A 21,728-nucleotide genomic window follows, 5' to 3' on the forward strand; every position below is an offset into this window, starting at 1 on the left:
GACTCGCTTGCCATAAGGCTGATCCTCTAATATGCTAGTTTACGAGACCGGTCAACACGGAGCTGCCGCGATGACGCCCACCCTGATCCAGACGCTGCCGTCGCTGGAGGAGGCGCGTCCGAGAACCATCACCGACCAGATTTTCGAGGCGCTTTATGCGCGTGTCGTGAACCTGACGCTGCCCCCCGGCGCCAAGCTGTCCGAGGCCGAGGTGGCCGCCCAGATGGGCGTGTCACGACAGCCGGTGCGCGACGCCTTTTACCGGCTGTCGCAGCTGGGCTTCATCCAGATCCGCCCGCAGCGGGCAACGACCGTCACGCCGATTTCGGAAGAGGCCGTGATGCAGGCCTATTTCATCCGCACCGCGCTGGAGGAGGCGACGATGCGCGCGGCGGCCCTGCGCCTGTCCGAGGTTGACCTGGACCGGCTGGACCAGCTGATCGACCGGCAGGAGGCCGCGATCAAGGCCGACCGGCGGGCCGAGTTCCACGCGCTGGACGACCAGTTCCACCACGACATCTGCCGTTCGGCGGGGCTGGAATTCGTCTGGACGCTGGTCAAGGACAACAAGGGCCACATGGACCGCGCGCGCTATCTGTCGCTGTCCTACGGCGCCTCGACCGCCTTCGTCGAGCATCGGGAGATCCTGGCCGCACTGCGCGCCCGCGACCCCAAGGGCGCGGCCGTTGCTGTCCGCAACCATCTGAGCCATATCGAGCAGATCATCGCCCGGCTGCGCATCGACCAGCCCGAAGTCTTCGGCACCCCCGCCCCCGAAACACGCGCCTAGCCGTCCTGGGACATGCCCCCACCGGGGCGCGCGGCCATCACGATGCGCGCCAGGGTCGCGGGCAGGATCGGCTTGTTCAGCAGATCGGCCGACAGGTCGCGGGCCTGCCGCTGCAGCTGGTCCGATCGCGTGGCCGTCATCAGGCAGCGCAGCGTCGACGCCGGCAGCAGCCGCTCCATCGCGGCCAGGCAGCTCAGCCCGTCCATGCCCGTCCCCAGCTGGTAATCGACCAGGCACAGTTCAGGCTCGACCCCGGTCTCCTCCAGCAGCGCCAGCGCCTCCTCGGCCGAGGCGACGTCCAAAACGTTGACGCCCCACTGCTCCAGCAGCTGCGACAGGGCCTGGGTCATCTCGGCATCGTTCTCGACGATCAGCGCCGTCAGTTCCAGCGGCGCCTCCTGGGCCGAGGGCGCCGGGGCCAGCGCCAGGCCCCGCTCGGACGGCCGCGCCCGCGTGGTCGTCAGCGCGACGGAAAAGGTCGATCCCCGGCCCGGCGCCGATCGCAGGTCCAGCCGGTGCCCCAGAAGCGCGGCGGCCCGGTCCACGATCGCCAGGCCCAGCCCCAGCCCCTCGGCCGCCGAGGCCTTGGCATCCAGGCGCTTGAATTCGGCGAAGATCACCTGGTGGTCGGGGGCGGCGATGCCCCGGCCGCTGTCGCGCACCTGCACCACCAGACCCGAGGGCCGCATCCGCGCCGCCACCATCACTCGGCCCCGGTCGGTATAGCGGATCGCGTTCGAGATCAGGTTCTGCAGGATGCGCCGCAGATAGATCCGGTCCGACAGGACCGTGGCCTGCACCGGCCGCACGACCAGCTGCAGGCCCTTGCGCTCGGCCAGGGGTGCGAATTCCTCGCGCAGCTGCTCGAAGATCGGGCCCAGCTGCACCGGCTCGATCGTCAGGGCCGCCTGCCCCGCCTCCAGCCGGGAAATGTCCAGCAGCGCGCCCAGAAGGCCGCTGACCGAATCCAGCGAACGCTGGACCTTTTCCAGCTTGGCCCGCGGCCCCGCCTCGGCCACGTCCTCCAGCAGCGAACCGACGAACAGCGTCGCCGCCGACAGGGGCTGCATCAGGTCATGCCCCACCGCCGCCACGAACCGCACGCGCGAGGCATTGGCCCGTTCGGCGCTGGCCAGCGCATCCTCCAGCTGCAGGGTGCGGCCCAGGACGCGCGCCTCCAGCGTCTCGTTGGCGCGGCGAATCGCCTGCAGGGCCTGGCGGTGTTCGGTGATGTCGTTGATGGACATGACAAAGCCGCCGTCGGGGATCTCCTGCGCAAAGATCGCAAAGCTGCGATGCCCGCCCTCGTCCCGCGCCTCGACCGTATAGCTGGTCTTGCGGCGCACCGACCGCACCCAGTCCGCCAGCAGGTTGGCCCCCTGCCCGGCCGGAAAGTCGAAGCGGGTCCTGATCTGCTGCCACAGCTTGTCGAAATGCAGCCCCGGCCGCAGGCGGGTGCGCGGCAGGGCCAGCATCTCGGCCAGGTTGGTGTTCCAGCCCAGAAGCTGCAGCCGCCCGTCGAAGATGCAGACCCCCAGGGGAACATGGTCCAGCGTCGCCTGCAGGATCGCGGCCTGATCCTCCAGCATCCGGCCCCGCTCCTCGCGCTCGTGCCGGATCAGGTCGGTCACCTCGGTCTGCAGGATGGCGGTGCCGCCGTCGCCGGTGCGCTGTTCCGACACCTGCACGAAGCGGCCGTCCGCCATGCCCTGGGTCAGGATGAAGTGCCGCTCCTGGTGGCGGCGACGGCGCATCGCGATCCAGCCGTCGCGCGTCATCCCCTCGGGCAGGACCAGGTGGCGCGAACCGGCGGCCAGCGTCAGGTAATCCTCAAAGCTGAGGCCGGGGCGCAGGCCCTGGACGATGTCGGGCAGCAGCGCGTTGAAGCGCGAATTGCACAGCACCAGCACGTCATCGGCGTCGAACAGCGCAAACCCCTCCTGCACCGCCTCGATGGCCGAGGCCAGGTTCTGCCGCGCGACATCCTTCTGGCGATGCGCCTCCTCCAGCCGCGCGTTCGAGGCGTTCAGCAGGTCCAGCGCATGTTCCAGGTCGCGGGTGCGGGCGCGCACCTCGTCCTCCAGCACGGCGGCGCGCTGGAACTGGGCATAGCCCTGGCCATTGTCGTCGGCGGGCTCTTCGATATGGCGGATCAGCGATTGGGCGATGCGGATCAGCTTGTCCTGCCGGCGCTGCGCGTCGTCATCGGGCGACAGCATGGCCGCGATGTCGGCGGCCGGGTCCGCAGGCTCGGTCACGCTGGCGTCCCCGGGTCGTAGAAGGCGACGCCGGTCAGGGTCTGGTTCACGTGCATCGTCCCGAACTGTTCGCCATAGGTGGAAAAACCGGTGACCTGCGCCTTGGCCAGCAGGCGCGAGACCTCGGTCGTCTGCTGGCGGCTCTCGGCCTCCATCCGGCGGAAGATGCAGTCAAAGCCCAGGACCATCCGCGGCGTCCCACCCGTCCGCAGCTGCGCCAGCGACGCGGCCAGGTCGGGGACCAGCCGGCTTTCCGCCGACAGCGTCAGCACCATCCCCTCGGCCACGGCGCCGAAGAAGGTCAGGGACCCATCGGCGCCCGCATGCTGGATCGACCGGACATGGTGCCGCCCGCCCGCGCGCACCATCACCGGGCGCGTCGCGAAGAGTTCCGGCCCCAGGCTGTCCACCGGCATCCCCAGCAGCCGCGCATATTCCGCCGCCGCGGGCTCGTCGTTGATGTCCAGCACTGCGCGGCGGGCCGGATCGGCGCGCGTCACCACCATCTGCACGCGCGACGGACGGCATCCGCTGAAGGAAAAGGTCCGGAGCGGCAGGCGGCTGCGCAACAGGCACAGGACGGCGGCACGGCTGCGGACATGCTGATGCAGGAAGACCTGCGTCTGCACGAACCGCCGGTCATCCCCGGCCGAACCGCCGATGATCGGCACCGGCCCCAGGCCCCCGGCCAGCGAGGCGATCAGATGCTCCTCGCGCCCCGACAGGCCGTCGACCAGCAGGATCCCCAGCTCGTGCGGCAGGCATTCGGCCTTGTGCTGCAGCGACTGGCGGGCGCGCTGCAGCCGCGCGATGACCGACCGGCTGTCGATGGTGTCGACCGGGTCGATCAGCACCGTCTCGACCGCGAAACTGCTGGCGGGAAAGGCCACGGCGACGACCTGCCCCTCGGCATAGCCCGTCTCGGCGATCTCTCCGGCGGTGGTGCATCCGGCGATGACGGCGCGGTCGAACAGCTCATGTGCGCGGCGCAGCAGCGCGGCCGGCACCCCGCCCGCCCCGCAAAAGAGAAGGATCAGCGCATGGGGACCCGGCCCCAGGGCCGATGCCAGCCGCCCCACCGGGTCGCCCCCGTCCAGCGGCGCCGAGGCCCGGCGCGGCGCATCCGCAGCCTGATCCGGCGGCACAATGACCGGGCTAGGCTGCTCCTCCGACATCCGCGATCTGTCCCGTCATCTTGGCGTCACGCGCCATCAGCACTGCCTGCGTCCGCGAGGACACGCCCATCTTGCGCATGATCGCCGTCACATGCGCCTTGACCGTGGTCTCGGCGATCGACAGCTCGTGCGCGATCTGCTTATTCATGCGGCCTTCGCAGATGAGATCAAGGATTTTCGCCTGCTGCCGGGTCAGTTGCGACAGGCGGCGGATGGCGGCGTCCGGCCCGTTCGGCGACAGGGCCGCGAATTCCTCCTCGGCGGGCAGGTCGGGGGCATAGACCTCGCCCGCGGCCAGCGCCTGGAAGGCGGCGCGAAAGATCTCGCGCCGCGAATGCTTGGGAACGAACCCCGCCGCCCCGGCCGCCAGCGAGGCGCGGATCACCCGCGTCTCGTTGACCGAGGTGACCAGCAGGATCGGCACCGTGGGCGCGATCCGGCGCAGGGCGATCAGCCCCTCCAGCCCGTCCACATCGGGCAGGTTCAGGTCCAGCAGGATCACGTCGAAGGGCCAGCCGCTGTCCAGATAGCTGGCCGCCTGCCCCAGGCTTTCGGCATGGGTCACCGTCTGGATGCCCGAGACCGACTGCAGCGTCATGGCCAGCGCATCCCCGAACAGCGGGTGATCCTCGACGATCAGCGCCGTGCGGAAGCCAGAGGCTCCGTCGGCATCGGAGGGGAATTGACGGTCTGCCATCGCGTGTCCTTCGGGAAATCAGCCGGGGTCATCTTACGCCCGATCGGGGCCGCAACGGCGCGGAAAATGCGCCGTCCGGTCCGGGTGCGGACCGCGGCGCGCCTGGCGCCGCGGTCCCGCGTCTTCGGCGCCCTACTTGGCGGCCAGCTGGGCGGGCAGCTTGAACGTCCAGACCATGCCGCCCTGGTTCAGATAGTTGACCTTCTTGGCCACCTCGCCGCCCCACAGCGGCACCGCACCGCCCCAGCCAGACACGATGGACACGTACTGCTCGCCGTCCTGTTCCCAGGTGACGGGCTGGCCGACGATCCCCGAGCCGGTCTGGAACGACCACAGTTCTTCGCCGGTCGTGTCGTCCAGCGCCAGGAACTGGCCCTCGGGCGTGCCCAGGAAGACCAACCCGCCGGCCGTGGTCATCACGCCACCCCACAGCGGCGCCTCGTTCTTGTATTCCCACTTGATCTCGCCGGTATCGGGGTCCAGCGCCTTCAGCGAGCCGATATAGTCGTCGAACAGCGGCTTGATGGTGAAGCCCGCGCCCAGATAGGCCGCGCCCTTCTTGTAGCTGATCGGCTCGTTCCAGATGTCCATGCCCCATTCGTTCGAGGGCACATAGAACAGGCCGGTGTTCTGGCTGAAGGCCATCGGCATCCAGTTCTTGCCGCCCAGGAAGGACGGGACGGCAAAGACCTGCTGGCCCTTGCCACCTTCGGCGGATTCGTTGATCGGGCCGGGGCGGTTCTCCTCGTTGTAGATCGGGCGTCCGGTCTCGTCGATGTCCGAGGCCCAGCTGATCTCCTTGACGAAGGGATGCGCGTCGACGAAGGCCCCGTCCTCGCGGTTCAGCACATAGAAGAACCCGTTGCGGTCGGCGGTGCCGAAGCGCTTGTTGCCCTCGCGGTCGGTATAGCTGACGACCTCGTTCACGCCGTCGAAATCCCATCCCTCGCGGGGGGTCGACTGAAAGTGCCACTTGATCTCGCCCGTGGCCGGATCGATCCCCAGACGCGAGGCCGCGTAAAGGTTGTCGCCGGCATTCCCCTCGACAGGCGCGCCCGCGTTGCGCAGGTGGCTGTTCCAGGGCGCCGGGTTGCCGGTGCCGAAGATCAGCGTGTCGGTGTCGGCGTCATAGGACCCGCCCAGCCAGGTCGCCCCGCCGCCGGTCTTCCACATGTCGCCCGGCCAGCTGGCGTTCAGCGTGCCGGTCATGGTGCTTTCCTGGCCGTTCAGCGTGCCCATGTGGCCTTCGATCACCGGGCGCGTCCAGACCGTCTCGCCGGTTTCGGCGTCGCGCGCCTGAACCTCGCCCACGATGCCGAATTCGCCGCCCGAATTGCCGGTGATGACCAGCCCGTTCACGATCAGCGGGGCCGCGGTATAGGAATAGCCTTCCTTGTAGTCGGCGATCTTCTTGTTCCACTTGACGTCGCCGGTCTTGAGGTCCAGCGCCACGATCCGCGCGTCCAGCGTGCCGAAATAGATGTTGTCGCCATAGATGGCACCGCCGCGGTTCACCACGTCGCAGCAGGGCAGGATGCCTTCGGGCAGGCGGGCGTCGTATTGCCAGACCTCGCGACCGGTCTTCAGGTCGATCGCATAAAGGCGCGAATAGGACCCGGTGACATACATCATCCCGTCATGGATCAGCGGCTGGCTTTCCTGGCCGCGCTGCTTTTCGCCCCCGAACGAAAAGGCCCAGGCCGGAACCAGGTTCTTGACGTTGTCGCGGTTCAGCGTCGTCAGCGGGCTGAAGCGCTGCAGGTCGCGGCCCATGCCGTTGGTCAGCACGTTCTCCGCCGACTGCTGGTCGTTGGCCAGGTCCTCTTCGGTCACGGCGGCCGCGGCGGCCGTCGCCAGGCCGGTCATCGCCAGGCCCGTCATCGCCATGACCGTGGCAAGCACGAATCTGTTCATGTGTCTCTCCTCCGCTCTCTTGTCGGCCACCGCGTCCGATCGGACCGAAGGCGTCAGGCCCGAGTATGCGCGGGGCGTCGGGGGCGTATATTGTCCATTGGTCGAATGGGGCCGCGCCTGGAGGGCCGCGATCAGAACATCGGCTGATAGCGCCATTCATCGGCATCCGGCGTCACCGCACGCGGGTCATAGCCCGCCGCCTGCAGGTCGGCGGCGACGGCCAGGCCGTCGCGCGCGGCCTCATCGATCAGGCGGCGGCCCTGCTCCGTATCCGCCGCGACGCCATGGCCGCGCAGCAGGTCCAGCCCGTGGTTGAACTTGCCCACCGGGTCGCCGGCCTCGGCGGCGCGGCGGTCCCAGTCTGCGGCGCGTCCGGAATCGCGTGGGGCACCCAGGCCGTTCTCGTCCAGCTGGCTCATCCAGGTCATGGCGCCGGTCCAGCCGTCCTCGGCGCAGCGTTCGAACAGCTGCCGGGCCGGGCCGTGGCGGCCGCTTTTGGTGATGAAATAGCCCGAGGCGCAGGCGGTCATCGAGGTTTCGCCGCGCTCCACGTCCCGGATCACCCGCTCCCAGGTCAGTTCCTCGGGGTTCAGGTCTCCCTGCCCTTCGTCGGCGGACTGCGCGGCGGCGGGCAGCGCCCACAGGACGGCGGCGGCCAGCCGGGCCGCGTTTCGGATGGACGACATGACCGGCCCCTTGTTCTGGCAGTGGCGCGCCAGTCTAGCACGGAGGCCCCGCGCCACCTAGCGGGGGCGGATTCGACCATGGTCGTATTTCGCCCGCCGCCCCCATTCCCCACCTTGCCCCGCAGGAGGAGAGCACATGCTGAAGACTGCTGCCGGGGCGGCCGGGTTCGTCCTGCTGGCCATGGCCGCCACCGCCGAGGAGGTGCGCATCGACCTGATCGAACGCCGGGTGACGCCGGCCCCCACCCTGTCGAACCTGTTCGGGCCCTCCGAGGACCTGGGGATCGCAGGTGCCCGGCTGGGGGTGGCGGACATCGGCACGACCGGGCGGTTCATGGGCGACAGCTTCCGGCTGGAGGAAACGCGCGTGGCCCCCGACGACGCCTTCCTGCCCGCGGTCCGGGCGCGGCTGGCGGAGGGCGCGCGGCTGCTGGTCATCAAGGCGCCGGTCGCGGATCTGCTGGCGCTGGCCGACCTGCCCGAGGCGCGGGACGCGGTGATCTTCAACATCGCCCTGCCGGATGACGACCTGCGCGGTGCGGATTGCCGCGCCAACCTGCTGCACACTACCCCCAGCCTGGCCATGCGCGCGGATGCGCTGGCCCAGTTCGCGCTGAAGAAGCGCTGGACCGATCTGGTGCTGATCCAGGGCCCCCACCCCGAGGACCAGGCCTTTGCCCAAGCCCTGCGGCAGTCGCTGACCAAATTCGGGCTGGCGCTGAAGGCCGAAAAGCCTTGGACTTTCGATGCCGACATGCGTCGCGTCGCGGCCGAGGAAATCCCCGCCTTCACCCAGGACCTGCCCGACCACGACCTGCTGCTGATCGCCGACGAACGCGGCGATTACGGCCGCTATATCGCCTACAACACCTGGTCGCCCCGTCCCGTCGCCGGGTCGGAAGGCATCATGCCCAAGGGCTGGTCGGGCGTGGTCGAAAACTGGGGGGCGGCGCAGCTGCAGGACCGCTTCCGCGACCTGGCGACGCGCGAGATGGAGCCCGTGGACTTTGGCGCCTGGGCTGCCGTCGCCGCCATCGGAGAGGGTGTCACCCGGACCCGCACGGCCGATCCCGCACGGCTGCGCGACTTCATGCTGTCGCCCGATTTCCGCCTGGCGGGTTTTCTGGGCACGCCGCTGTCCTTCCGCCCCTGGGACGGCCAGATGCGCCAGCCCGTGCCGCTGGTCACCGAACGCGCGGTCATCGGCACGGCCCCGCTGGAGGGCTTCCTGCACGAACATTCGGAACTGGACACGCTTGGCCAGGACCTGCCCGACACGACCTGCACCGCATACGGAGACGCAAGATGATCCGCCGCCTTCTGCTGGCCTCGGCCGCCACCCTGGCCCTGACCAGCGCCGCCACCGCCGACGAGATCTGGGTCACGAACGAACTGGACGACACCGTCAGCGTGATCGACGTGGACAGCGGCACGGTCAAGGCGACCTATCCGACCGGCCAGCGCCCGCGCGGCATCACCTTTTCGCGTGATCACAGCGTGCTTTACATCTGCGCCTCGGATTCGAACGCGGTGCAGGTGATGGACCCCGATACCGGGGAAATCCTGCACGACCTGCCGTCAGGCGCCGACCCCGAGCAGTTCGTGATCTCGCCCGACGACCGGCTGCTCTACATCGCGAACGAGGATGACGCGATCACCACGGTGGTCGACACCCAGAGCCGCAAGGTCGTGGCCCAGATCGACGTGGGGATCGAGCCCGAGGGCATGGGCATCTCGCCCGACGGGCGGTTGCAGATCACGACCTCGGAAACCACCAACATGGCGCATTGGATCGACACCGGGACGCATCAGGTGGTCGCCAACACGCTGGTCGATTCCCGCCCCCGCCATGCCGAGTTCAGCCCCGACGGCCGCGAACTGTGGGTCAGCTCCGAAGTCGGCGGCACCGTCACGGTCTTCGATGTCGAGACCCGGGCCGAGCTGGCCAAGATCCGGTTCCAGCTGCCCAATGTGCGGCCCGAACGGCTGCAGCCGGTGGGCATGGTCTTTTCGCCCGATGCACGGCGCATCTTCGTGGCGCTCGGCCCCGCCGACCATATCGCGGTCGTCGACGCGGCCAGCCGCGAGGTCACCGACTATATCCTGGTCGGCCGGCGCGTCTGGCACATGGCGCTGTCGCCGGACGGGACCCGGCTTTTCACCACGAACGGCGTGTCGGGGGACGTGACGATCATCGACGTGGCCTCGCTGACGGCCGAACGCACGGTCAAGGTCGGGCGCTTTCCCTGGGGGGCCGCCGCGCGGCCGGTGCCGTGACCGCCCGCATCGACCAAGGTCGAATTGCCGCAGCTGCAGCATCGACCCTAACTGGACCGCAAGCGCGTCAGGGCAAGTGAGGAGACCCCAATGCCGACCAAGTTCCACAAGTCCCTGCGGGGCATCGCCATCGCGGCCTGCATCGCGGTCCCGGCCCAGATCCTGGCCCATGGCGATGTCGCCCCCCAGGCCGTCAACACCGACGCCCTGCCCGAGGTGGGCGAGGAATGGCTGACCGAGAACCCCTATCGCGCCGAGGCCGCCGGGGACGAGGTCTGGCGGGCCGCCGTCCGGATCGGCGACAGCGGCTACAACCAGAACTGCGCGCGCTGCCACGGCTTGGGCGCGGTTTCCGGCGGGCTGGCCCCGGACCTGCGCTTTCTGGAGGCCGAGGAATATGGCGACGAGTGGTTCATCGAACGCTTTCGCCACGGTTACACCCAGGACGGCACGACCAAGATGCCGGCCTTTGGCGACATCCTGGGCCAGAAGGCGGCCTGGGCGATCCGCACCTATGTCGAGACCCGGCCCGAGGATGGCGCGCTGGACGACCACGCCGCCCGCCTGCACGAGATCCGCGACAGCCTGGCCGCGGGCGATGGCGACGCATCCGCGGTCACGGCCGAGCTGACCGAGATCGCCGGCACGGTTGCGACCGCCTCGGGGGCGCCGGTGGCCGACAGCGTGGTGTCGCGCGCTGCGGCCTCGCTGACCGCCGCCCCGGAGGACCAGAAGACCGCGGCCGAGATCCTGACGGTCGGCCTTTCGGCCACGCATTGAGGGCAGAGGCCATGCGGCGCCGCCTGGCAGCTTGTGTGACCGCACTGGGGCTGGCCATCGCCGGCCCCGTCCTTGCCGCCTGCGAGGATTATGTTCCGCAGGCGCGGCCCCAGAACACCCCGCCCGAAGATGTCGGCCGCAGCCTGGACCGCATCGTCGAGGAGGGCTGGATCGAGGTCGCGCTCTATGAGGATTTCCGGCCCTGGTCCTTTGACGACCACGGCACGCCGCGCGGCATCGACGTGGACCTGGCGCGGCTGATCGGGAACGAACTGGGGGTCGAGACGCGCATCCGCCTGGTCCAGCCGGGCGAGACGCTGGATCAGGACATGCTGAACTATGTCTATCGGGGCGCGGCCGTGGGCGGGCATGTGTCGAACCTGTTCATGCATGCGCCCTATGATGTGGATTACGCCTGCCGCATGGACCAAGTCGTCTTCACCGGCATCTATGCCGAGGAGCGCCTGGCCATCGCCTATCGCAGCGCCGAATACCCCGACAAGGCGCCGGTGCCGGCCTATTTCCGCTATGACACGGTGGGCGTCGAGAACGATTCGATCTCGGACTTCTTCCTGACCTCGCTGATTGGGGCGGCCGGGAACAAGGTCCGGCGGTTTCACACGACGGCACAGGCGATGGGGGCGCTGGCGGCGGGCGAGGTCATGGCCGTGATGGGTCCACGGGCGCAGCTGGAATACGGCGCCACGGACGGGATCGCCATCCACGAGCCGCCGTTTCTGGGGCTTGAGCGCAGCAGCTGGACGGTCGGCCTTGCGCTGTCGAACCAGCACCGGCCGCTGGCCTATGGCGTGGACGACATCATCGGCCGGGCGATCGAGGATGGCCGGATGCAGCAGATCTTTGACAGCTATGGCGTCACCTTCCTGCCGGGCCAGCGCTAGGCCCGGTCACAGCGTCGTCAGGTCGCCCCCGAAATCGACCAGCCGGACGGCCCGCAGGTCCAGCACCCGGGCCGCCCGCGCGATCTGCGGCCGGTCCATCAGCACGAAGGCGGTCGATGCGGCATCCGCCAGCGCGGCGCTGTCGGCCTCGACCGAGACGGTGGACCAGCGGGGTGGCTGACCCTGCGGCCCCATGATATGGGCCCCTCCATCCGCCAGGATCATCGCTGCGGGGGAGGAAGTGGCCACCGCCCGCCCCGCCCGCAGGGTCAGCCGGCCCAGGGCGCCCGCCTGCGGGTCGGCCAGTTCCAGCCGGAATTCCCCGTCCAGGGCCCGCGCCTCGCCCATGTCGACCAGGACCTCGCCCAGACCCCGCCCCGCCAGCAGTGCCGCGACCCGGTCCGTGGCGATGCCTTGGGCGATCCCGTTCAGCGTCAGCGCCTGCCCCGACGCCAGCCGCAGCTGCCGACCCTGTTGCCGCAACCCGCCAAAGGGGCGGAGCGCGACCGGCGCCGCGCCTTGGGCCCGCTGCCGCCAAAGGACCTGCACGCCGGGATCGAACAGCCCGCCCGTGGCCCGATGCACCCGCCAGGCCAAGTCCAGCGCATCCGTCATCACGGCCGAGGCCATCCCCTGCCCGTTCCGGTTCAGCCGCGTCAGCTCGGACTCCTGATAAAGGGAGAAGACATCCTCGATGGCCTCGATCTCGGCCCGGACTTGGGCCAGCAGCGCGCCCGGCGCGTCCCCGCCCCGGATCAGGATACGCGCCTCGGCGCCCAGGGCGTGTCCCTGCCATTCGGCGGCCCGCGCCCATCGCGGTGCCAGTGCCGACCCGGCCAGGATGGTCAGGACCCGCCGCCGCCCGATCATGCCGCCCTCCGGCTGGCGCGGGCCCTGAGGATCAGCGGCACGCATTGCGCCGGATCGTCGTGGATCGTCACGCAATCCAGGCACTGGAAGCATTCGGAATAGCGGATCTGCCCCTTGGGCGCGATCGCGTCATAGCGGCAGCGGACTCGGCACAGCTGGCACGGGCTGCCGCATTCCGTCCGGCGCGGGATCCAGCGCCGCAGCCGCAGCAGGTCCCCCGCCCGCATCAGCGCCCCCAGGGGGCACAGCGACCGGCAGAAGCCCTTGAACCAGACCATCGACAGCAGCAGCCAGCCGATGGCCCAGACCGCATAGGGCCAGGGGCGCAGGAAATGCATGGTCACGGCCGTCTTGAAGGGCTCGATCTCGGCCAGCGTCTCGACCCGGTCGGGCGCCAGGAAGACGGTCGCGATCAGCGCCACCAGCGCCGCGGGCCCGGACCACAGCAGCGCCCGCCCCACCCTGCGCGACGGCCGCCATTGCGGCAACCCAAGGCGCTGCCCCGCGTGATGGGCGAATTCCTGCATCGCGCCATAGGGGCAGAGCCAGCCGCAGAAGAGCCCCCGCCCCCAGAGCACGAGGCCGATGATCGCCACGGCCCAGATCAGCAGCGAAAACGGATCGTAAAGCAGCACTGACAGCCCGCCCCCCTGCATCATCCCGCGCAGGACCGCCAGGGGCGTCACGATGGACAGCTGGCCCTGTCCCCAGAACCCCACAAAGCCGATGACGACGGCCAGGATCGTCAGGCGGATCGCCGTGAACTGCCGATGTCCCGCCAGCCAGCCCTGCCGCGACAGCAGCGCCAGCAGCAGCGCCAGGCCCCCGGCCAGCGCGATCAGGTCGGCCCGGCGGTTGCGCAGCGCCTCGACCCAAGGAGCGGCCGGGGCGGGACCGGTGGCGGTCAGAAAGAACCGGGGCGGCAGGGCCATGGTCAGGGCAAAGTCGCGATGCCCGGTCTCGGGCTGGAACATGCCGTGCTGGCGTTCGGCCCGCAGCACCAGCTGCCAGTCGCGGGTCGGATCGAAGCCAAGCCGCCGGTCCAGGCGCAGCACCATGCGGGTCGCATCCTGCAGGTCGTCCGGCAGGTCCGGATGCGGTTCGGCCAGCACATCGGCGTCCCGCAGCGCCAGGGGCAGGCCATCCTGCGTCGCTCCGATCAGGTCGGGCGCCGTGTTGCGCACGAAATCCGGCCCCACCAGGCCATGTCGCCCGGCCTCGATCAGCAGGATCATCTCGTCATCGGGGGACAGCTGGGTCAGGCGGGCGATCTCGGCCAAGCTGTCGGGCGCCAGCACGGCGGCGGCGATGGCGGGCGGCCCCAGGTCGATCGCCCAGAGGTCCAGATAGGCGTCCTGAGGCGCGCCGGGATCGGGGTCGTCATCCGCCCAGAGGCTGCCGGAAAAGGCGTCGTCGACCTGGGCATTGGTCACGCGCAGATGCCGCGCCAGGCCCTGAGCCACCAGCGTGGGCCAGTCCAGCGCCTCGGCATGGTCAGGGTCGGGACGGGGCGGCGGCCCGGCGGTCAGACCCTGCATCCGTTCGCGCGCGACGGCCAGGGTCGCGGCCAGGATCGAATCATGGGCGATCCGCACGCTGGCGGTCGCCTTGGTCACGCCGTCCAGATAGACCAGATCGCCCCCCTGCCCGCCGCCATAGGGGCTGCCCACCACCAGCGGCTGGTTGATGGAGCGACCGCGATACTGCGAGAGGAACTGGCGCAGCGGCGCCTCGCCCAGGCCCGAGACGAAGATCGGCTCATTATGGGACAGCAGCCGCGTCTCGATGAAGGTGCCCTCAAGGTCCAGCAGCACCAGGATGTTGATGGGCTGGCCGGAAAACCCCGGCAGCGGCGCCAGGGGGCCGGTCTCGAAGACATAGCCTGCCTCGCCCCCGCCGGAATTCAGCAGGCTCCAGACACCTTGGTCGTTCAGCGGCTGGCCCAAGGCATAAGGCGCAGTGATCATGCCCTCCAGCGCCTCGCGCAACAGGGGCTCGGCGCGAAGGCCGACGGGGATCATGAGAAACAGCAGGATGAGCCAGCGCATGACGCCAGACTAGCCGAACGGGCGGGGCCGCCCATTCGACCTAAGTCGGCCCCTTGGTCTCAAGCCCTCAGGTCCGGGGACGTTCTGCCCGCAGCGCGCCTGCGATGGCCCGAAACAGCGGCAGGTCGGGGATCTGTTCCAGCGTGACGCCCAGCTTGCGCTGCCAGTTCGGGTATTCGTCGGTGGTGCTGGGGATGTTGACCGGATGAACCTCCCGGGTCATGTCCTCCAGCCGCGCGGCGAACAGGCGCGAAGGCGCCGTCGCCAGCATCCCGTGGACCGCCGCCGCCAAGTCGTCGGGTGCGCTGTCGACATCGGGCACGCCATCGGACCAGCGCCCCAGCGCCGCCAGATCGCTCAGCAGCTGCGCCCGTTCGGTCCGGCGCGACGCCGCCTGCTCCTCGGCCGCCTTGTCGCTGATCAGGCCATGGTCGCGGCGCAGGTCGATGTCGTCGCCGCGCCACCAGCCCTGGAAGGTCGGCAGGTCATGCGTCGACAGGCAGGCCAGCGCATCGCGGGGATACTCCTCGGGGGGAACAAAGCCGTCCTCGGTCCGCTCGAACAGCAGGATGCGATAGGACAGGATGCCCACCTGTTCCATCAGGTCGCGGAAGCCCGGCGGCACATTGCCCAGATCCTCGCCGATGATGATGGTGCGGTTCTGGCACGAAGCGCGCGCCAGCGCCTGCAGCATGTCGGCGATGGGATAGCGGGCATAGGTGCCCTGGGCGGCGCCGGCGCCCTCCGGGATCAGGAACAGCTGCCAGAGGCCAAGCGCATGGTCGATGCGCAAGGCGCCGGCCTGCTGGGTCGCCTGTTCCATCAGGGCGGCGAAGGGCGCGGCCTGCCGTGCGGCCATGGCCACGGGGGACAGCGGCGCCAGGCCCCAGTCCTGCCCCGTCTCGTTGAAGTAATCGGGCGGCGCGCCGATGCGGACCCCCGGGACCACAAGGGCATTGCCCCAGGCGCCCGAACCGTCAGCCGCCTCGCCCACGGCGAAGTCCAGATAAAGGCCGATGCCCATCCCGGCTTGGTCGCAGGCATCGCGCGCCTCGGCCAGCTGCCGGTCCGCCACATGCTGAAGCCAACGGTAAAAGCGCAGCTCCGCCGCATGGGTTTCGGCAAAGCGGGTGACCTGCGGGCCATCCACCGCCTGCCATTCCTCGGGCCAGGCGGTCCAGCCGGCCCCCTGCCCCTGCGCCACCATATGGGCCGAGACCGCCTCGAACAGCGCATGCCGGCGCAGGTCCGCGCCACCCTCGGTCAGCACGGTCTCCGACGCATCGGGCGATCCCGCCGCCTGCCAGATCTGCCGCAGCACCCGCAGCTTCAGCGCCGCCACGGCCGGGTAGTCGACCAGCGGAACCTCCTGAAGGGCCGCGATATCGGCCGCATCGACCATCCCCGCCTCGTAGCCCGGCAGCATATCCACCGCGATGTAGAGCGGGTTCAGAAATCGCCGGTTCGATGGCGAAAACGGGCTGCAATGGCGCGGGTTCGACAGGAACAGCGCATGCAACGGATTGAGGCCGATGAAATTGGCCCCGACCCGCCCCAGGATCCCGGCCAGCTGCCGCAGATCCTCGAAGTCACCGATGCCCCAGTTTCGCGCCGACCGGATCTGGTACAGCTGCAGCGCGACACCCCAGGTCCGGCTGCCGTCATCGGGGAGATGGCAGCGGGTGCCGGGATGAGCCTCCATCCGGTGCTCCTCGGCCAAGGGCCCGGGAACGTTGTGTTCGGCACCGAAAGCGGCCAGAAGATGCTCCAGCGTTTCCGCCGGAGCATCGTGCCTGTCGCCGTTCATCCCTTCGTAATCGGGCTGGATGCCGTGGCTGCGGGCCCGCGCTTCCAGTTCGCTCATGCCGCAGGCGTCCCGTCGGGGGTCAGCACGATCGTGGCCAGCGGCGGCAGGGTCAGCCGCAGTGACTGGTCCCGTCCGTGCCACGGCGCGTCGTCGGCCTGAACCGCCCCATGATTGCCCAGGTTCGCGCCGCCATAGCGTGCATCATCGCTGTTCAGCACCTCGCGCCACAGGCCCGGCTGCGGAACGCCCACGCGATAGTCATAGCGCGGCTCGGGCGTCAGGTTGCAGACCACCACGCAGGGGGGCGCATCGTCATCCGACTTGCGCATGTAGACCAGAACGCTTTGCGCGGCGTCGCTGGCGTCGATCCACTCAAAGCCCTCCGGGTCGCAATCCAGCCGGTGCAGCGCCGGCTGATCGCGGTAAAGCCGGTTCAGGTCGGCAACCAGCGTCTGCATCCCTCCGTGCAGGGGATCCTCCAGCAGGTGCCAGTCCAGCGACTGGTCGTGGTTCCATTCCCGCTCCTGCGCGAATTCGCAGCCCATGAACAAGAGCTTCTTGCCCGGATGGGTCCACATGAAGCTGTAATAGGCGCGCAGGTTCGCGAATTTCTGCCAGCGGTCCCCGGCCATCTGGCCGATCAGCGAGCCCTTGCCGTGGACCACCTCGTCATGGCTCAGCGGCAGGACGAAATCCTCGGAAAAGGCATAGACCAGGCCAAAGGTCAGGTCGTGCTGGTGGTGCCGCCGGTGGATCGGGTCGCGCCGGAAATATCCCAGCGTGTCGTGCATCCAACCCATGTTCCACTTGAAGCCGAACCCCAGGCCGCCATCGTCCACCGGACGGCTGACCTTCGGGAAGGCCGTCGATTCCTCGGCGATGGTGATGGCACCGGGATGATCCTGGCGAACCCGCTCGTTGACGTCGCGCAGGAAGGCGATGGCCTCCAGGTTTTCGTTGCCGCCATGTTCGTTCGGCACCCACTGGCCCGGCTGGCGCGAATAGTCCAGGTACAGCATCGAGGCGACCGCATCGACCCGCAGGGCGTCGACATGGAACCGGTCCAGCCAGTAAAGCGCACTGGACTGCAGGAAATTCGACACCTCGCGCCGACCGAAGTTGTAGATCAGCGTGTTCCAGTCTTGGTGAAAGCCCTGGCGCGGGTCGGCATGTTCGTAAAGCGCCGTGCCATCGAACTGCGCCAGACCGTGGGCGTCCGAGGGGAAATGCGCGGGCACCCAGTCCAGGATCACGCCGATCTCGGCCGCGTGCAGACGCTCCACCAGGCGGGCAAAGCCTTCGGGCGTGCCAAAGCGGCTGGTCGGCGCGAAAAGACCGATGGGCTGATAGCCCCAAGAGCCCGTAAAGGGATGTTCGCTGACCGGCAGCATCTCGACATGGGTGAAACCCATCTGCGTGACATAAGGCACCAGAAGGTCCGCCAGCGCGTCATAGTCCAGGATCTCGTTCTCGCCGCCGCGCCGCCAGGATCCCAGATGCACCTCGTAGATCGAGATCGGGGCCTTGCGGTCCTGCCGCGCCGCGCGAACCTCCATCCAGTCCTGGTCCTGCCACTGGTGGCTTGGCAGGCCCTCGACGACCGAGGCGGTTTCGGGCGGGTGCTGGTGGGCGAAACCGACTGGATCGGCCTTCAGCGGCATGCGCTCTCCATGCGGGCTGATGATCTCGTATTTGTAGACCTCGCCGGCCGCCAGGCCCGGCACGAACAGCTCCCACACGCCCGGCCCCAGACGCTTGCGCATCGGGTGGCGGCGACCGTCCCAAGCGTTGAAGTTGCCCACGACGCTGACGCGACGGGCATTCGGCGCCCAGACGGCAAAGGCCACGCCCTCGACGCCCTCGTGGGTGAAGGGATGCGCGCCCAGCTTGTCGTAAAGGCGGCGGTGGCTGCCCTCTGCCAGCAGATATTCGTCCATCTCGCCCAGGACCGGGCCAAAGCGATAGGGGTCCTCGACCTCCCATTCATGGCTGCCGGCCCTCATCCGTAGCCGGTAGGCCCCGTCAGGCGCTTGACCGCAGAAGAAGCCTTCCGGGTGGACACGCTCCAAGGGCGTCGTGCCCGCCGCGGTGATGGCCGCGACCTCGGCCGCCTGCGGGGCAAAGACCCGCAAATGGCCGTCATGCCGCCCCAGGACCGAGAAGGGATCGTGGTGGTTCCCCCGCAGGATAGCGTCGATATCCGAGGTTTTCATGCTTTCGGAAAGGGATGCTGTATCGGTCATGTGGCCTCGTTCAAAAGATCGAGGATTCCGCGCAAGGGCAGTCCGACCCAGGTCGGGCGGTTGCCAAGCTCGTATCCGGTTTCATAGATCGCCTTCTGAAGCAGAAAGAGATCAAGGAGCGCCTGCATCGTCGCGCCGTCGTCGGGCAGATTCGGGGCGCCTTCGCCGTGGCTGCGATAGGCGTCCAGGAAGTCGCGGGCGGCGGTGCGGCGCCATTCCTCGATGCGGGCCGTGGCACGTTCGGCTCCGCCCGGCGCATCATGGCGGTGGCGCGCAGCCACCGACAGCGCTGCATAGTCGAAGGACCGCAGCATGCCCGCTACGTCGCGCAGGGGCGACGACTTGGCGCGCCGTTCGTCCAGCGTGCGGGCCGGCTCGCCCTCGAAATCGATGATCGCCACGTCGTTCTGGGCCAGAAGGACCTGTCCCAGGTGATAATCGCCGTGGATGCGCGACAGCTTGCCCGAGGGCGCGACGTCGGCCGCCTTGCGGATGCGCGCCATCAGGTCGTCGCGCCGGTCCAGGACCTCGCGCGCCAGCGGGGCGGCATCTTCGGGCAGCTGATCGCCGGCCTGCTCCAGCCGCGACAGCATGGCGGTGGCCTCGGCCTCGGCGGCCTCGGTCCATTCGCGCAGGTGTTCCGTCGTCAGGTCCTCGGTCGCGAAGGCCGGATCGTCGGTTGGCGTCGCCAGCGCCTTGTGCAGCTGCGCGGTGCGTTCGCCCAGCAGGCTGCCGATGCTCAACGGGAAGTCGAAGGCAGGCGCCGACAGTTCCGGCTCCTGCTCGGACGGCCAAGAGTCATGCTCGTTATACTCCAGCATCAGCGCGTCGAAGATGCCGTTCCAGGCGTCGCCGCGGTTGGCCACAAAGGCGAAGGCGGCGGCCAGGACCGTCGGCTCGTCGCCCTCATGCGTGACCTGCCCCAGATAACGGGGCGTGTGGGCATAGCCCGCCGTTTCGGTCAGGAAGCGCGCGACCTCGACATCGGGCTGCTCGCCCCCGCGCAGGCGGCGATAGAGCTTGAGGATGATCCGGTCGCTGAAGGCGATCGAGATGTTGGACTGTTCCACGCCCAGCTGCCGGGGATCGCCCGGCTCCGCGATCTCGCGCAGCGCGTCGCTGCCGCGGAACTTGAGGGCGCCGCGCGTGGCGTCGTCCTTCATCGCCTGCAGCAGCAGATGCGGCAGCCGTTCGTCATAGGCGCCGTCGACCAGCGCGCCGACGCGCGCGGTGTGCCGGATCTTGGCCAGCGTATAGGACAGCTTGGGTGCGCCGGGACGCATGTTCTCGTCCCCCCACCGCGCCGACAGCGGCAGGAAGTAGCTGTGCTGTTCGCCGTCCAGCGTCACGTCGACCGAGACCAGGGCATGATCAGGTTCGATCTCGCCCAGGGCGGTCATGCGGACAGACCGGATCGCCTCGTCCTTGGCCGCGAACCAGCGTTGCAGGGGCAGCCACTTGGGCAGCACGTCATCCTGGAAATGCGCACCTTCGCGGCCCTTCAGCGCGGTCTGGACCCGTCCATCGCGGGTGGTCAGGGTCATGAATTCGGGCAGGATGTCCGGCAGCTGCTCGTGCCAGGACGGCATCTCATCGGCGCTGCCGAGCGAGAACCAATAGAAGCCATAGGCCGGCAGCGTCAGCATGTAGGGCAGATCCCCGATCGGCGGAAAGGCCGAGCGTCCGGTCAGTTCCACCGGCACCTTGTCGCGGTGACGCCCCAGTTCCAGCTCGACCGCCTGCGCGGCATCGGACAGGTTGGCGACGCACAGATAGGCGCGGTCCTCATGCTCGCGGATATAGGCCAGGACCTTGCGGTTGCGCGGATAAAGCAGCGTCATCGTGCCCCGACCAAAGGCCGGGTGCTGGCGCCGCACGGTGATCATCCGCCGCATCCAGTTCAAGAGCGAGGAGGGGTCGTCGGCCTGCGCCTCGACATTGATGACCTGATGGCCATAGACCGCGTCGATGATGGCGGGCAGATACAGCTGCTGCGGCTTGGCGGTCGAAAAGCCCGCATTACGGTCGCCCGACCACTGCATCGGCGTACGGACGCCATCGCGGTCGCCCAGGTAATAGTTGTCGCCCATGCCGATCTCGTCACCGTAATAGATGATCGGCGTGCCGGGCATCGACAGCAGCATCGAGTTCATCAGCTCGATCTTGCGGCGGTCGTTCTGCATCAGCGGCGCAAGGCGGCGGCGGATGCCCAGGTTGATCCGGGCCCGCGTGTCGGCGGCATAGGTCTGCCACAGATAGTCGCGTTCCTCGGAGGTCACCATTTCGAGCGTCAGCTCGTCATGGTTGCGCAGGAAGATGCCCCACTGGCAATTCTCGGGGATCTCGGGCGTCTGCCGGATGATGTCGGTGATGGGGTGGCGGTCGGCCTGCGCCAGCGCCATGTACATGCGCGGCATCAGCGGAAAGTGGAACCCCATGTGGCATTCATCACCCTCGCCGAAATAGGGGCGCGTGTCCTCGGGCCACTGGTTCGCCTCGGCCAGCAGCATCCGGTCGGGAAAATGCTGGTCCAGGTCGGCGCGGATCGCCTTCAGCACGTCATGCGTCTCTGGCAGGTTCTCGTTGTTGGTGCCGTCGCGCTCGACCAGATAGGGGATCGCGTCCAGACGCAGGCCGTCGACGCCCATGTCCAGCCACATGCGCATGACCTTCAGCACCTCCTGCAGCACGCGGGGGTTGTCAAAGTTCAGGTCGGGCTGGTGCGAATAGAAGCGGTGCCAGTAATAGGACCCGGCCACCGGGTCCCAGGTCCAGTTCGACCGTTCGGTGTCCAGAAAGATGATCCGCGTTTCAGGCCATTTCTCGTCCGTGTCAGACCAGACATACCAGTCGCGCGCGGCCGAGCCAGGCTTGGCGCGGCGGGCCTTCTGGAACCAGGGATGCTGGTCGCTGGTGTGGTTGATGACCAGTTCGGTGATCACCCGGATGCCGCGCCGATGAGCCTCGTTCACGAAGGCCTTGAAGTCCTTCATGTTGCCATAGGAGGGGTTGATCGACTTGTAGTCCGAGATGTCATAGCCGTCGTCGCGCAGGGGCGAGGGATAGAAGGGCAGCACCCAGATGGCCGTCACGCCCAGTTCCTGGACATAGTCCAGCCGCTGCATCAGGCCCGCGAAATCGCCGATCCCGTCGCCGTTCGAATCCTGGAAGGCCTTGATGTGAAGCTGATAGATGACCGCATCCTTGTACCAATCGGCACAATCTCGGTCGATGCCGCCGCGCACGGCAAAGCTGGCTTGGTTATCCTGTTGTGTCATCGG

The 21,728-nt window shown here is 68.6% G+C and carries 15 protein-coding genes; 5 read left to right on the forward strand and 10 right to left on the reverse strand.

The window, feature by feature from the left end; all coding sequences use genetic code 11:
• Positions 1-70: 70 nt before the first annotated feature.
• The gene (locus tag ACNR9W_RS12040) at positions 71-790 is read left to right on the forward strand and encodes a GntR family transcriptional regulator (protein WP_419268883.1); all 720 of its coding nucleotides are present in this window, start codon (positions 71-73) and stop codon (positions 788-790) included.
• Here ACNR9W_RS12040 and ACNR9W_RS12045 read toward each other — a convergent pair.
• From ACNR9W_RS12045 to ACNR9W_RS12065, 5 genes are all read right to left on the reverse strand, one after another.
• Positions 787-3,048, reverse strand: a complete 2,262-nt coding sequence (locus ACNR9W_RS12045) for a PAS-domain containing protein (protein ID WP_419268884.1) — start codon at positions 3,046-3,048, stop codon at positions 787-789. The two genes, ACNR9W_RS12040 and ACNR9W_RS12045, sit on opposite strands and share 4 nt — an antisense overlap.
• Positions 3,045-4,223 (reverse strand): FIST N-terminal domain-containing protein, encoded by a 1,179-nt coding sequence (locus tag ACNR9W_RS12050; protein WP_419268885.1) that lies wholly within the window; start codon positions 4,221-4,223, stop codon positions 3,045-3,047. Before ACNR9W_RS12050 ends, ACNR9W_RS12045 begins: the two co-directional genes overlap by 4 nt.
• The gene (locus ACNR9W_RS12055; protein WP_419268887.1) at positions 4,204-4,920 is read right to left on the reverse strand and encodes a response regulator; all 717 of its coding nucleotides are present in this window, start codon (positions 4,918-4,920) and stop codon (positions 4,204-4,206) included. The genes ACNR9W_RS12050 and ACNR9W_RS12055 overlap by 20 nt, the downstream gene beginning before the upstream one ends.
• Before the next feature lie 132 nt (positions 4,921-5,052).
• Positions 5,053-6,834: a PQQ-dependent methanol/ethanol family dehydrogenase gene (locus tag ACNR9W_RS12060; protein WP_419268889.1), complete on the reverse strand. Its 1,782-nt coding sequence runs from the start codon at positions 6,832-6,834 to the stop codon at positions 5,053-5,055.
• A gap of 131 nt (positions 6,835-6,965) precedes the next feature.
• Positions 6,966-7,520 (reverse strand): tetratricopeptide repeat protein, encoded by a 555-nt coding sequence (locus ACNR9W_RS12065; protein ID WP_419268890.1) that lies wholly within the window; start codon positions 7,518-7,520, stop codon positions 6,966-6,968.
• Positions 7,521-7,656: 136 nt separating this feature from the next.
• Between ACNR9W_RS12065 and ACNR9W_RS12070 the strand changes: the two genes are divergently transcribed.
• From ACNR9W_RS12070 to ACNR9W_RS12085, 4 genes are all read left to right on the forward strand, one after another.
• A complete protein-coding gene (locus ACNR9W_RS12070) occupies positions 7,657-8,829 on the forward strand; it encodes an ABC transporter substrate-binding protein (RefSeq protein WP_419268891.1) in 1,173 nt (390 codons plus the stop codon).
• Entirely contained in the window at positions 8,826-9,797 is a 972-nt protein-coding gene (locus ACNR9W_RS12075) for a YVTN family beta-propeller repeat protein (RefSeq protein ID WP_419268892.1), read from the forward strand. The genes ACNR9W_RS12070 and ACNR9W_RS12075 overlap by 4 nt, the downstream gene beginning before the upstream one ends.
• Positions 9,798-9,887: 90 nt before the next feature.
• Positions 9,888-10,577 (forward strand): cytochrome c-550 PedF, encoded by a 690-nt coding sequence (pedF, locus tag ACNR9W_RS12080; RefSeq protein WP_419268893.1) that lies wholly within the window; start codon positions 9,888-9,890, stop codon positions 10,575-10,577.
• An 11-nt stretch (positions 10,578-10,588) separates the two neighbouring features.
• Positions 10,589-11,479: a transporter substrate-binding domain-containing protein gene (locus ACNR9W_RS12085; protein WP_419268894.1), complete on the forward strand. Its 891-nt coding sequence runs from the start codon at positions 10,589-10,591 to the stop codon at positions 11,477-11,479.
• 6 nt (positions 11,480-11,485) lie between these two features.
• On the opposite strand, the gene ACNR9W_RS12090 is transcribed toward ACNR9W_RS12085, so the two are convergent.
• From ACNR9W_RS12090 to treS, 5 genes are all read right to left on the reverse strand, one after another.
• Positions 11,486-12,349, reverse strand: coding sequence for an FAD:protein FMN transferase (locus tag ACNR9W_RS12090; RefSeq protein WP_419268895.1), 864 nt, complete (start codon positions 12,347-12,349; stop codon positions 11,486-11,488).
• On the reverse strand, positions 12,346-14,397 hold the full coding sequence (locus ACNR9W_RS12095) for a 4Fe-4S binding protein (RefSeq protein WP_419268897.1): 2,052 nt from the start codon (positions 14,395-14,397) through the stop codon (positions 12,346-12,348). The genes ACNR9W_RS12090 and ACNR9W_RS12095 overlap by 4 nt, the downstream gene beginning before the upstream one ends.
• Before the next feature lie 67 nt (positions 14,398-14,464).
• Complete coding sequence (gene malQ / locus ACNR9W_RS12100; RefSeq protein WP_419268898.1) at positions 14,465-16,261, reverse strand: 4-alpha-glucanotransferase; 1,797 nt, start codon at positions 16,259-16,261, stop codon at positions 14,465-14,467.
• Entirely contained in the window at positions 16,258-18,447 is a 2,190-nt protein-coding gene (glgB, locus tag ACNR9W_RS12105; RefSeq protein ID WP_419268899.1) for a 1,4-alpha-glucan branching protein GlgB, read from the reverse strand. Before glgB ends, malQ begins: the two co-directional genes overlap by 4 nt.
• Positions 18,444-21,725, reverse strand: coding sequence for a maltose alpha-D-glucosyltransferase (gene treS, locus ACNR9W_RS12110; RefSeq protein WP_419268900.1), 3,282 nt, complete (start codon positions 21,723-21,725; stop codon positions 18,444-18,446). The genes glgB and treS overlap by 4 nt, the downstream gene beginning before the upstream one ends.
• Positions 21,726-21,728: the final 3 nt, after the last annotated feature.

This window comes from Paracoccus sp. T5, from assembly GCF_048538155.2.
In the GTDB taxonomy this organism is placed as follows: Bacteria; Pseudomonadota; Alphaproteobacteria; order Rhodobacterales; family Rhodobacteraceae; genus Paracoccus.

Bases quoted from the DNA above. Each gene is read 5' to 3' on its own strand.
- ACNR9W_RS12050 (WP_419268885.1), bottom strand. From the start codon at position 4,223: ATGTCGGAGGAGCAGCCTAGCCCGGTCATTGTGCCGCCGGATCAGGCT.
- ACNR9W_RS12090 (WP_419268895.1), bottom strand. From the start codon at position 12,349: ATGATCGGGCGGCGGCGGGTCCTGACCATCCTGGCCGGGTCGGCACTG.
- treS (WP_419268900.1), bottom strand. From the start codon at position 21,725: ATGACACAACAGGATAACCAAGCCAGCTTTGCCGTGCGCGGCGGCATC.
- malQ (WP_419268898.1), bottom strand. From the start codon at position 16,261: ATGAGCGAACTGGAAGCGCGGGCCCGCAGCCACGGCATCCAGCCCGAT.
- ACNR9W_RS12055 (WP_419268887.1), bottom strand. From the start codon at position 4,920: ATGGCAGACCGTCAATTCCCCTCCGATGCCGACGGAGCCTCTGGCTTC.
- ACNR9W_RS12085 (WP_419268894.1), top strand. From the start codon at position 10,589: ATGCGGCGCCGCCTGGCAGCTTGTGTGACCGCACTGGGGCTGGCCATC.
- ACNR9W_RS12065 (WP_419268890.1), bottom strand. From the start codon at position 7,520: ATGTCGTCCATCCGAAACGCGGCCCGGCTGGCCGCCGCCGTCCTGTGG.
- ACNR9W_RS12070 (WP_419268891.1), top strand. From the start codon at position 7,657: ATGCTGAAGACTGCTGCCGGGGCGGCCGGGTTCGTCCTGCTGGCCATG.
- ACNR9W_RS12060 (WP_419268889.1), bottom strand. From the start codon at position 6,834: ATGAACAGATTCGTGCTTGCCACGGTCATGGCGATGACGGGCCTGGCG.
- ACNR9W_RS12095 (WP_419268897.1), bottom strand. From the start codon at position 14,397: ATGCGCTGGCTCATCCTGCTGTTTCTCATGATCCCCGTCGGCCTTCGC.
- ACNR9W_RS12040 (WP_419268883.1), top strand. From the start codon at position 71: ATGACGCCCACCCTGATCCAGACGCTGCCGTCGCTGGAGGAGGCGCGT.
- pedF (WP_419268893.1), top strand. From the start codon at position 9,888: ATGCCGACCAAGTTCCACAAGTCCCTGCGGGGCATCGCCATCGCGGCC.
- ACNR9W_RS12075 (WP_419268892.1), top strand. From the start codon at position 8,826: ATGATCCGCCGCCTTCTGCTGGCCTCGGCCGCCACCCTGGCCCTGACC.
- glgB (WP_419268899.1), bottom strand. From the start codon at position 18,447: ATGACCGATACAGCATCCCTTTCCGAAAGCATGAAAACCTCGGATATC.